Below are 11326 nucleotides of genomic sequence, written 5' to 3' on the forward strand. Positions count from 1 at the left end.
TCGTTTAATTACCTTTAGGTTATTGAATATCTAATTTGCCTTATCATTTACCAACCAAGATATTGGAATTATGTTGCTGAGTGCTTTTATGTGTGGAAAGGGGCGAAAGTGCGTGAAAAGCTTTTTCTTAATTAAGAATAAACTGATCGCCATATTGCTGGCGGTGGCATTGGTGCCGATGATTATATCGACCGGTTATCTTGCGTTATATTTATCCAACATTGTGGAAAAGGATTTTATTAGTAACACCAATAAGCAAATTCAACAGGTGAACAATGCGGTTAATGTGTTTTTTGAAAGTATCAGTGAAAACGTTAAATTTCTGGCGGAAAATGTTGCGGTGAAAAACGCCGATGACACAATAACATCCTACGTAAATAATCCCGGCGGGGCAGATGGCTTAGTTCAAATGTCCCCATCATTGAGCACAGGTATAGAGAAGGAAATATACGATGTTTACTTAGCCTATGCAGAATCTCACCCCCGGTCGGCCTATGTATACATGGCAACCACCGATGGTAATTATGTGCAATGGCCCGATGGCAAAATCATGAGCAATTATGACCCCAGAGAAAAACCCTTTTTTCAGACCGCCATGGCCAATCAGGGCAAAGTGTCCCGAATTGACCCGTATTATTATCCCGCAGATGATTGTTTTATAATTACCACCACCACAGCCATTACAAATGATGCCGGTGAGGTCATTGGGGTGCAAGGGCTTGACGTCACCTTAGACATTATTACCGACATGATTAAAAATATTAAAATTGAAAAGACCGGCTATATCATACTGACGGATAGCACCGGCACCATCATTGCTCACCCCAAGGATGAAGCAATGAATGGTAAAAACATCCAAGACCTAAAGAATGAACAATTAAACGCTGCGCTCACCATAAATAGCGGGGACTTTGAAACCAATGTTAATGGTCGGGATTGCTTTGTAAATGTCTTTACCTCCGCCGATACTGGCTGGAAGTTTATCGCCATTGTGGAAAAGGCGGAGCTGATGGACAAATTTGTCGGCATTGCCCAACAGCTGATGGTGCTGTTAATAGTGTTATTATTAGGCATAGCTTTGTTGGCGTCATATATTGCCAACAGAATATCAAAGCCAATAATCACCTCGGCAAATTTTGCCCAGGAAATTGCCAATGGCAACCTTACGGTAGAAAATATCGATATTAAACGAAGTGATGAAAACGGGCTGCTAATAGATGCCTTAAACCGAATGAAAGAGAATCTTAAAGAAATAATCCAAGGGTTGCAAGTTTCTTCAGCTAATTTAAATGATTCAGCCGAGCAGTTAAATATTCAATCGCAACAAACTTCGGCCGGGTCGTCAGAAAATGCGGCCACCGTCAGTGAAATAGCTGCTACTATAGATCAGGTGGCCAGTGATGTAAACGAAGTGGCCAATCTGTCAGAAAAAGTTTCCCGGGAGGCGGAACAAGGTTCTATAGGTGTTGAGAAGGTCACAAATCAAATGAAACTAATTTCCAGCACCAATGATGATGCCTCGCGGGTGGTGGAAGAGCTGGCTCAATCATTAAATCGGGTTAATGAAATTGTATATCTAATCACCAGCATAGCGGAGCAAACTAATTTACTGGCCCTCAATGCCGCCATTGAAGCAGCCCGGGCTGGAGAACAAGGGCGTGGATTTGCGGTGGTTGCTGAGGAGGTTAGAAAGTTGGCCGAACAATCGGCAGATGCCTCCAAGGACATTACCGGCCTGATTAATCGGGTTCAAGTGGATTCACAAAAGGCGGTGGAGGCTATGTCTGAAGGAAGCAGACAGGTGAACGAAGGTGTTATGGTGGTGGAGCAGGTCGGTAGTAATTTTGTGGGTATTACCAATTCCATAGAGGATCTGGTGAAACAAATTCAGGGGGTTGCGGTGGCAGCCGAACAAGTTGCTGCCGGTATACAAAATGTTTCTGCCACCACCGAAGAGCAAACTGCCGCCATGGAAGAAATATCTGCCGCTAACGAGCAACTTAAATTAATGGCTAACAACCTAAATCAAATGATAGACAGGTTTACCGTATAAAGTGTTTAAGACTAAAAAAGTCACCCTGTAATGCAGAGGGTGACTTTTTTTGTGTGGTTTATAATTCAGCAATGTTTTCGTGCAGCGATTTTAAGAAATCATTAATAATTTTAGGCAATCTATATTTTGGGTTGGTAATATAACCAACTGAAATGCTGGTGTCAAAGTCTGAAATCGGTATGGCATGGATTAGCCCGTCACGCAAGTAAATATCCCTTTGTGACATTTTTTCTGGAAAGAAAGCCACATAATCTGAGTACTCAATCATTTTAAGAATGGTTCTATTTTCATCGGCCCGAAAAGCAATGTTGGGCTTTGGCATATTATTAAAAAGGGAACTTAGCCCGGTATTATAAGTTTGGAATTCCTGGCGATAAGCGATATATGGTTGCAATAACATTTCTTCCAAAGTGACACTTTCTTTATTAAATAGTGGCGAGTGCTGCCCCACATATAATACATAGCGATCTTCAAATAGTCCGTGATATTTAAGGGAGCCTAAATCTAAAGTTGGGTCATTAAGAATTAACCCCAGACTTGAAAGACCAGAGGTTACATTGCGAATGATTTCGGTACTTTCAGCAGTTTGAACGGATAGCTTTAAAGGTTGTTTACCCTTTGTTAAGCTCAGAATGCATTTGGGAATGATAAAATCACAGACGCAGGGAATGGCAGAAATGTTAATCATTTCTGATTGATATTCAGGCGAGAGCGCCCGGATTTCTTCGATAATCGAAAAAATATCATTGGCTTTTTCAATAACCAGTTCGCCAAGATGGGTGGGATGTACCCCTTTGCAGCTGCGTTCAAGCAAAAGAATGCTAAGCTCCTTCTCTAAACTGGTGATGGAAGAACTTAACGCTGATTGTGAAATATAATTCTTCTCTGCGGCAATGGAAATAGAATTATACTTGGCTGCTTCAATTAAATGATGAAGTTGCCCTAACTTCATAGTGTAATCGACCCCCCTCTATATCACGACATTTTCCTACAAAACATATAGTTAATTATAACCTACTTTATTGATTTTTTTAAGTGGTAAACATCTACTCCCATCCCTAAGTTTATCTATATCCCCTATCAGTTTTTGCTGATTCTCAGTGAAAAGTAAAAATGATAAATTAAACACATAATCATTGTGATGGTCCTCACAAAATTATAGAGGACTTAACTTATTTAAAAAATCAACTGTATATTAATTAAATAAAAATTAGAAAGGAGATAGATGATATGAAAAGAACCGCACTAACCAATAAATTATTGGTATTAGGTGTTGACGGCATGGACCCAAGAATTAGTAAGAAATTTTTAGCAGAAGGGAAAATGCCTAACCTACAAAAATTCATCGAACGCGGAGCAGCCCGGGAAGATTTACACATGTTGGGAGCAATTCCAACCATTACTCCTCCTTGTTGGACAACCCTTGCCACCGGTGCTTATCCAGGTACCCATGGCATTACCTGCTACTGGAGACAATCACCAGAAAGTCTGGACGCAGTGGTTTATAATATGGATTCTCGCAACTGTACTGCAGAACAAGTTTGGAACATCACCGCTGAATCTGGTCTAAAGACAATGGTTTGGCACTGGCCTGGCAGTTCTTGGCCTCCAACCTCCAATAGCGAAAACCTAAATGTTGTGGACGGTACCCAACCAGGTTCAGTCAATATGGGTGTGGCCCAGCTAGACTGGGAAAAAATTATTGTTGCTTCTCCTGACATTGAAGAAGTGCGTTATGCACCAAGGGTGGAAAAACCGGCAGGTGTTGGCTGCATCATCACTGACTTGGAAGACACCTTAGACGATGAAGTTGATGATGAAATGATGGAACTTTGGTGGGGCGATAAAGCTCGCGAAGGTGGCGAGATTCGCACCTATGTGATGGATGATGAAGATACCGAAGTGGTTATTGGTAGTAAAGTGGCTTATGACATCATTAACTCTCCGCTGAAGGAAGCTAAAGGCTGGGCCAATGCTCCAGAGGGTGCTAAAGAATTCACCATTCTAACCTCTGGCGGCGTAATGAGACGTCCGGCATTGATTCTGAAAAATGAAGCTGGCGAGTACGACCGGGTGGCCATCTACAAGAACAAAAAAGCTGCAGAGCCCATTGTGGTGTTAGAAAAAGGCAAAATGGTAACCGGCATTATCGATGAAGTAACTAAAAAAGATGTTACTAAACCGGCATGCCGTTCTTATAAGATCTTAGAACTGGATCCAGCAGGCAATAATGTTAGAGTTTGGATTAGTAATGCCCTGGATATCTCCAATGACCAACTATGGCATCCCAAAACTCTCTACCAAGAGATTGTTGAAAATGTTGGTCATGTTCCACCGGTTAGTTTAATTGGTGGGGAAGATGACGAACTGGTGCGGGAAATCTTTGAACCCTCTTGGGCTATCTACAACAAATGGCAAGCGGATTGTTTAAATTATTGCATCAAAGAAAAAGGTTACGAAGTGGTATTCTCCCACCTTCACAACATTGACTGTGCAGGTCACCAGTTATGGCATTTAGCTAAGACATTGGAGCCATGGAACTATACCGATGAAAAAACCTATCAAGGATTTATTGAAAAATTCTATGAGCAAACAGATGATTATCTCGGCGAATTCTTGCATTTGTTAGATGAAGGCTGGACTGTATTAATTGTAAGTGACCATGGACTGATGGTTGGGGAAAACGTACCTCCTATTTTAGGTGAATACGGTGGCCTAAATACAAAGGTTATGGAAGAGCTGGGCTATACAGTGATGAAAAAAGATGAAAACGGCAATTCCATTAGAGAAGTTGACTGGGAAAAGACCAGAGCAGTGCAGATCCGCAGTAACTACATTTATATCAACCTCAAGGGCCGGGACAAGTACGGGATTGTAGATCCCAAAGACAAGTACGATTTAGAAGAACAAATCATTTCCGACCTGTACAATTACAGAGATGAGAGAACTGGTAAACGTGTTGTTGGCATCGCCCTCAGAAACAAAGATGCTGTATTACTAGGTGCCTATGGACCAGAATGTGGTGACATCTTCTTCTCCATTGAAGAAGGATACAACAGACTACATGGTGATAGTATTTCAACTTCAGAAGGATACTTTGAAACCTCCGTTTCACCACTATTTATAGCAGCTGGTGCCGGTATTAAGTCTGGATTTACAACCGATCGTATCATTAGACAAGTGGATGTTGCACCTTCAGTTTCAGTATTGCTAGGTTTACGTTACCCTGCGCAATGCGAAGGAGCTCCGATTTATCAGATTTTCTCTGAAGAAGTTTGATAAATTTTAGCGCAGCTATCAGGTAACACTCTGATAGCTGCTTTTTATCTGATACCTGCCTTTTAAAGGAGTGAGCACGATGCAACGAACTGCAGAAATGGGAATGATATTAGTTACCATATTGTGGGGGGCCAGTTTTGTAACTGGAAAACTAATACTGGCAAGCACCACTCCCCTGTACTACACCAGCATTAGATTTATTGGGGCGGCCATAGTTTTAGGGCTGATCTTTCACAAACGCTGCAAAAAACTTGACAAATCAACATTGATAGCGGGGCTATTGATTGGCGCCGCAGTTGCAGTGGGTTACATCGTGCAAACAGTGGGCTTAAACTATACAACGGCTTCTAAAGCAGGATTTATTTCTGGTCTGTATGTGGTGATGGTACCAGTTATGGTTTGTGTTATCAGAAGAAGTCTGCCCCGGGTTAATGAACTGATTGGAGTGCTGTTGGCCACAATAGGCCTGGGGGTGCTAAGTTTAAATGGGAGCTTTAGTATGGGCTTTGGCGATCTGATGATATTTGTAAGCGCAGTAATGTTTGCCACTAGCATCATTCTTATCAGTCGCTTTGCCAAAGACTGTGACCCCATTTTACTGACCATTATTCAAATTGCGGTAACGGCGGTGACAGCACTGATTTTTGCAATAATGCTGGAACCACCGCTCTTAATTGAAGTGTTTGATACCAATTTGATTCTATTACTGCTTTTTACCATCTTTTTTGGCACAGCGGTTAATACCGCCGTACAGAATTGGGCTCAGAGCAAAATAAGTGCAACCACCACATCCTTGATTTTGGTTTTAGAACCGGTGTTTGCAGGAGTATTTGGCTTTTTATTGTTGCATGACCCGCTGGGCTTAAAAGAAGTGTTTGGCAGTTGCCTGATCATTACTGGCATGCTGATCACATTGCTATTAACACCAAATACTTCACCGCCGAGGAGTGCACAAACTGCCCATGGCAATATATAACTTAGTGAATTTAAGGAGTGTAGCATATGTCTTTACAACAATTAAAATCAGACAGTTTTGAGGAAATTATCTATGACAACTGTGAACCATGTCTGGTGATCTTTTCAAGAAAAAGCTGCCACGTATGTAAAGAAGTGGTTCCAATGTTAGAAGAAATGAAACCGCAATATGAAGGTAAGTTTGGCTTCTATTATGTTGATGTTGAAGAAGATAAAAACCTATACCAAAGGTTTTCATTAAAGGGTGTTCCGCAAATTGTCTTTTTTAATGACGGCCAGTACCAAGGAAAGTTAGCAGGTGAAGTTGAGGAAGACGAAGTGGAAGAAAAGATCGCAGAAATTCTTGGTGCATAATGCAAAAGGGGTGTAAAATACATGGCTAATGTTTATGATTTGATAATTATTGGTGGCGGCCCTGCCGGGCTTTCTGCCGCTATCTACGGTGGACGGGCTAAACTTAAAACCCTGGTGATTAACAAAGGGACAATTGGCGGTTTGGTAGATACCACCCGGGAAATTGTTAATTACCCTGGTTACATTAAAACCAGTGGCCCAGAGTTAATGAAGGATTTTCACAACCATGCCTTAAGTTTTGGCGTTGAATTTGTAAAGGGCGAAGTGGTAAGCGTTGATTTTGCTCAAGAGGAGAAAGTAGTTAAGACTAAAAAAGGACAAGAATTTACCGCCAAAGCGGTGATTGTCGCCTGTGGCAGTCAACCGCGACTGCTGAACATCCCTGGCGAAAAAAGACTGCGGGGTAATGGTGTGGCCTACTGCGCCACCTGCGATGCCGAATTCTTTGAAGGGGAAGACGTGGTGGTGGTTGGCAGCGGCGACCAAGCCATTGAAGAGGGCATGTTCATTACCAAGTTTGCTCGCAAAGTGACGGTAATTGTTCTCCATGATGAAGGCATTCTCGATTGCAATAAAGTCAGTGCCGAAAGAGCCTTTAATAACGAAAAGATGGAGTTTATTTGGAACTCAACGGTGGAGGAAGTGCTGGGCGAAGACAGCGTCGAAGGGGTAAAAATTAAAAATCTAAAATCTGGTGATTCAACAGAGTTTAAGTGCCAGGGGGTATTCTTCTTCGTTGGCATGGTTCCAGCCACCGGCTTCCTTAAAGAAAGCGGCCTAGAGATGGATAAAAGAGGTTATATCCCGGTTAATGATTTGATGGAAACCAATCTTGAAGGGGTATATGCCGTTGGTGACAACCGGGTTAAATACCTAAGACAAGTTGTTTCTTCAGCCGGAGATGGAGCTACCGCAGCGGTGGCCGCTGAGCGGTACATTGAAGAAGTTAACAATTTTAATGCCGAAGTGCTGCAAAGCGATAAAAAGGTGCTGCTGTTATTCTTCAACGCCTTAGTTAATGAAAGCTTAGAATTTAGCACGCTGTTAGAAGAATTGAACAGCGAAATCGGCGATCAATATAAAATAGTCAAAGTTGATTTGGCAACTAAGAAAAATCTGGCAGTGAAGTACGATATCAAAACAGCACCGTCAGTTGTGGTATTAGACCATGGAAAAGAAATCAAACGGTTAGAGTGCGTTTTAGATAAAGAAAAACTAAAATCTCAAATTTGCTAACTGGCATGACCTAGCTTTTCTTGGGCTAATTCTTCCATTCTCACTCTTGATTAAATAGCTAATCTGCAGAAAGAGGAGTTGTCCGATGGAATATTTTGGCGAAGAAGCATTGGGCCTGATTGAAACAAGAGGCATGGTTCCAGCAATTCAAGCGGTGGATGTCATGTGCAAAGCTGCTGATGTGGTACTGGTTTCCTATGAAAATATGGGTTCCGGACTGGTTACCGTTATGGTTAAAGGTGATGTTGCCGCAGTGAGGGCAGCTGTTGAGCAAGGGGCAGCGGCAGCGGCAGCCATTGGTGAATTGACAGCCTATCACGTCATGCCGCGCCCCATCAGCCGGGTAGGGAAGATTGTTTCGAAACACGACATAGATGCGGACTGATATTGCTTTGGAAGGTGAATCCACGTGAAGAAAAGTGATGCTTTAGGATTCGTAGAAACTTACAGCCTGGTTTCGGTGCTAGAAGCAGCGGATGCCATGTGCAAGGCTGCAGATGTAGAATTAGTCGGTTATGAAAACGTGGCTTCTGGTTTGGTTTCCGTTGTGGTTCGCGGTGACGTAGGAGCAGTAAAAACCGCTGTGGAGGCTGGTGTCAAAGCCGCCAGCAAAGTGGGCAACGTCTATAGCTCCAATGTTATTGCCAGACCACATCCCGATGTAGAAAAGATTATCGCCAAACACGTCATTGACTGGTAAATAACGGTGGAAAGGGGGAGGAGTTGGGATATGTACACAATAGACAATGATTTGCTCTCGGTCCAAGAGGCGCGAATTCTTGTGGAAAATGCCCGTGAGGCCCAAAAAGTATTGGCGACTTTCCCCCAAGAAAAACTAGATCGAATTGTCCAACACATGGCTGAAGAGGCTTGTAAATATGCCAAAGAGCTGGCCATCATGTCCTGTGAAGAAACGGGATTTGGCAAATGGCAGGATAAGTATGTCAAAAATGTTTTTGCCAGTAACTTTCTTTATCAGAAAATCAAGGATATCAAGGTGGTCGGCATTATTGGTGAAGATAAAGAAAACAAAACCATAGATATTGGCGTGCCCGTCGGGGTGATTGTGGCATTGCCACCGGCCACCAACCCTGTATCCACCACCATATATAAAACTTTAATTGCCATCAAATCTGGCAATGCTATCGTTTTTTCTCCACATCCTAAGGCAAAGAAAACCATTGGCAAAGTGCTAGAGATACTGATTCGGGCTGCTGAAGAAAGCGGATTGCCCAGTGGTGCCATCGGTTATTTGCGCACGCTGGCCACTAACGGTACGGTGGCATTAATGAATCATCGAGATACTTCGCTGATTATCGTTACCGGTGTACCCAAATTGATCAAAGAGGCCTACAGCTCCGGAAAACCCACCATTTACGGTGGCCCGGGCAATGGCCCTGCCTTTATAGAACGTACCGCCGACATAAAAAAGGCGGTGGCCGATATTATTGTCAGCAGAACCTTTGATAATGGAATTGTTTCCGCTTCAGAACAATCCATTGTGGCGGAGGACTGTATTGCCGACGAAGTGAGGCAAGAACTAAAAAATAGTGGCGCATATTTCATGTCCGAACAGCAATCGGAACAGCTGGGCAAGTTATTTTTCCGTCCCGACGGCAGTTTAAATTGGGAAATCGTCGGTAAATCCGCTGTGGAGTTGGCCCAGCGAATTGGCATCAACGTTCCGGCAGATACCAAAGTGTTGATTTCAGAACAAAAATATGTGTCCGCTACCAATCCCTATTCCAGAGAAAAACTTTGTCCTGTCTTGGCGTTTTTTGTCGAAAAGGATTGGATGAATGCCTGCGAAAAATGCATAGAGTTGCTGATCAATGAGGGCCGGGGACATACGCTGGTTATCCACTCAAATAATGAACATGTAATTCGTGAATTTGCCCTAAAGAAACCAGTATCAAGGGTGCTGGTGAACACTCCCGCCACATTGGGAGGGATAGGAGCAACAACCAATCTCTTTCCTGCATTAACCTTGGGCTGCGGTACCGCGGGCGGCGGGTTCACTTCTGATAACGTGTCACCAATGAACTTGGTGAATATCCGAAAAGTGGGCTATGGTGTGCGACATCTGGCAGACATCACCAATGGTGTGCAAGCGGGGAATTGGGCTGAAACAAATGGAATCGGTAGCTCCGCCAACCAAAGTGCCATTGATTACTCCCATGAGTTAAAAGAGATGCTGGAAAAAATACTTAAACAAATTAAGTAGTGCACAGACAACCCAGTGGGGGGTACTAACTGTCAGAGATTATTTTAGCAAGAAGGAGGAAAGAAATTTGGACATTAACGAGTTTTCCAATAAATTTACCGATGCAACCAAGCATTTGTCCCCGGAAGAAAAGGCTGCCATTATGAAATTGTTCCAGGGTATTTCCAAGGAACTGTCTGCAAACCCTTCGGCAACGCACAATGAGACAAAGTCCGCTGGGTTTGAAGGCGAAATCACCGGACTGACACCGCGCTTGGAAAGACTGCGGGCAGCTTATTTAAAGGTTAAACCCAGTGTCAGCACCTATCGGGCCAGAGCTTTCACCCAGGTGGCCAAAGAAAATGAGGGTTTACCCAAAATTCTTCTTCGGGCCAAGTGTTTTAGAAGGGCCTGTGAGACAGCTCCGCTAGTGATTCAAAAGGATGAACTAATTGTGGGACATCCCTGCGGTAAAGCCAGGGCCGGGGCAGTGTCCCCAGATATTGCCTGGAGATGGGTGCGGGATGAGCTGGATACCATGTCCACCCGGCCCCAAGACCCCTTTGAAATCAGTGAAGAGGACAAGCGGATTTTACGGGAGGAAGTATTCCCCTACTGGGAAGGCAAGAGCGTAGATGAAATTTGTCAGAAACAATATGAAGAAGCTGGCATATGGTCATTCTCCGGTGAAGCCTTTGTCAGTGATTTGTCTTATCACCAGATCAATGGTGGCGGCGACACCTGCCCAGGCTATGACATCATCCTGATCAAAAAAGGCATTAACGGTGTGCGGCAGGAAGCTGTCGATAAACTGAATAAATTGTCGATGGAGAATCCCGAGGACATTGATAAGATTTACTTCTACAAAGCGGAAATTGAGACCTGTGATGGTATTTTGGCATATGCCAAACGGCTTTCCGATTATGCCAGGGAACTGGCGGACAGGGAGCAAGACCCAGGCCGCAAGGTGGAGCTTTATAAGATTTCCGATATTTTGACCAACGTACCGGCCAATCCACCCCGGACCTTCCATGAAGCCCTGCAGTCCATTTGGACACTGGAATCGCTGTTTGTGGTGGAAGAGAACCAGACCGGTATCTCCTTGGGACGCTTGGATCAATACATTTATCCCATGTTTAAAGCCGATATGGAAGCGGGCCGCCTCAACAAACTGGAAGCCTTTGAACTGATGAGTTGTTTCATTATTAAATGTTCCGAAGTGATGT

Annotated in this window: 10 protein-coding genes; 9 read left to right on the forward strand and 1 reads right to left on the reverse strand. The window is 43.5% G+C overall.

Annotation, left to right across the window (positions count from 1 at the left end; all coding sequences use genetic code 11):
• Positions 1-112: 112 nt before the first annotated feature.
• A complete protein-coding gene (locus V6C27_12755) occupies positions 113-2053 on the forward strand; it encodes a methyl-accepting chemotaxis protein (GenBank protein MEG6617275.1) in 1941 nt (646 codons plus the stop codon).
• 58 nt (positions 2054-2111) lie between these two features.
• Here V6C27_12755 and V6C27_12760 read toward each other — a convergent pair whose 3' ends face one another.
• A complete protein-coding gene (locus tag V6C27_12760) occupies positions 2112-3005 on the reverse strand; it encodes a LysR family transcriptional regulator (protein ID MEG6617276.1) in 894 nt (297 codons plus the stop codon).
• 278 nt (positions 3006-3283) lie between these two features.
• Between V6C27_12760 and V6C27_12765 the strand changes: the two genes are divergently transcribed.
• From V6C27_12765 to V6C27_12800, 8 genes are all read left to right on the forward strand, one after another.
• The gene (locus V6C27_12765; protein MEG6617277.1) at positions 3284-5332 is read left to right on the forward strand and encodes an alkaline phosphatase family protein; all 2049 of its coding nucleotides are present in this window, start codon (positions 3284-3286) and stop codon (positions 5330-5332) included.
• Positions 5333-5411: 79 nt separating this feature from the next.
• On the forward strand, positions 5412-6308 hold the full coding sequence (locus V6C27_12770) for a DMT family transporter (GenBank protein ID MEG6617278.1): 897 nt from the start codon (positions 5412-5414) through the stop codon (positions 6306-6308).
• A 26-nt stretch (positions 6309-6334) separates the two neighbouring features.
• The gene (locus V6C27_12775; GenBank protein ID MEG6617279.1) at positions 6335-6661 is read left to right on the forward strand and encodes a thioredoxin family protein; all 327 of its coding nucleotides are present in this window, start codon (positions 6335-6337) and stop codon (positions 6659-6661) included.
• Positions 6662-6682: 21 nt separating this feature from the next.
• Positions 6683-7897, forward strand: a complete 1215-nt coding sequence (gene trxB / locus V6C27_12780) for a thioredoxin-disulfide reductase (protein MEG6617280.1) — start codon at positions 6683-6685, stop codon at positions 7895-7897.
• An 85-nt stretch (positions 7898-7982) separates the two neighbouring features.
• On the forward strand, positions 7983-8282 hold the full coding sequence (locus tag V6C27_12785; protein ID MEG6617281.1) for a BMC domain-containing protein: 300 nt from the start codon (positions 7983-7985) through the stop codon (positions 8280-8282).
• A 24-nt stretch (positions 8283-8306) separates the two neighbouring features.
• The gene (locus V6C27_12790; GenBank protein ID MEG6617282.1) at positions 8307-8597 is read left to right on the forward strand and encodes a BMC domain-containing protein; all 291 of its coding nucleotides are present in this window, start codon (positions 8307-8309) and stop codon (positions 8595-8597) included.
• A gap of 30 nt (positions 8598-8627) precedes the next feature.
• Positions 8628-10121 (forward strand): acetaldehyde dehydrogenase (acetylating), encoded by a 1494-nt coding sequence (locus V6C27_12795; GenBank protein MEG6617283.1) that lies wholly within the window; start codon positions 8628-8630, stop codon positions 10119-10121.
• A gap of 67 nt (positions 10122-10188) precedes the next feature.
• A partial coding sequence (locus V6C27_12800; protein ID MEG6617284.1) for a pyruvate formate lyase family protein occupies positions 10189-11326 on the forward strand: 1138 nt, incomplete at its 3' end.

Source organism: Peptococcaceae bacterium 1198_IL3148 (assembly GCA_036763105.1).
Classification (GTDB): domain Bacteria; phylum Bacillota; class Desulfotomaculia; order Desulfotomaculales; family Desulfohalotomaculaceae; genus JBAIYS01.

Coding starts and splice junctions, on each gene's coding strand:
- V6C27_12795 (MEG6617283.1), top strand. CDS start 8,628: ATGTACACAATAGACAATGATTTGCTCTCGGTCCAAGAGGCGCGAATT.
- V6C27_12785 (MEG6617281.1), top strand. CDS start 7,983: ATGGAATATTTTGGCGAAGAAGCATTGGGCCTGATTGAAACAAGAGGC.
- V6C27_12760 (MEG6617276.1), bottom strand. CDS start 3,005: ATGAAGTTAGGGCAACTTCATCATTTAATTGAAGCAGCCAAGTATAAT.
- V6C27_12775 (MEG6617279.1), top strand. CDS start 6,335: ATGTCTTTACAACAATTAAAATCAGACAGTTTTGAGGAAATTATCTAT.
- V6C27_12770 (MEG6617278.1), top strand. CDS start 5,412: ATGCAACGAACTGCAGAAATGGGAATGATATTAGTTACCATATTGTGG.
- trxB (MEG6617280.1), top strand. CDS start 6,683: ATGGCTAATGTTTATGATTTGATAATTATTGGTGGCGGCCCTGCCGGG.
- V6C27_12765 (MEG6617277.1), top strand. CDS start 3,284: ATGAAAAGAACCGCACTAACCAATAAATTATTGGTATTAGGTGTTGAC.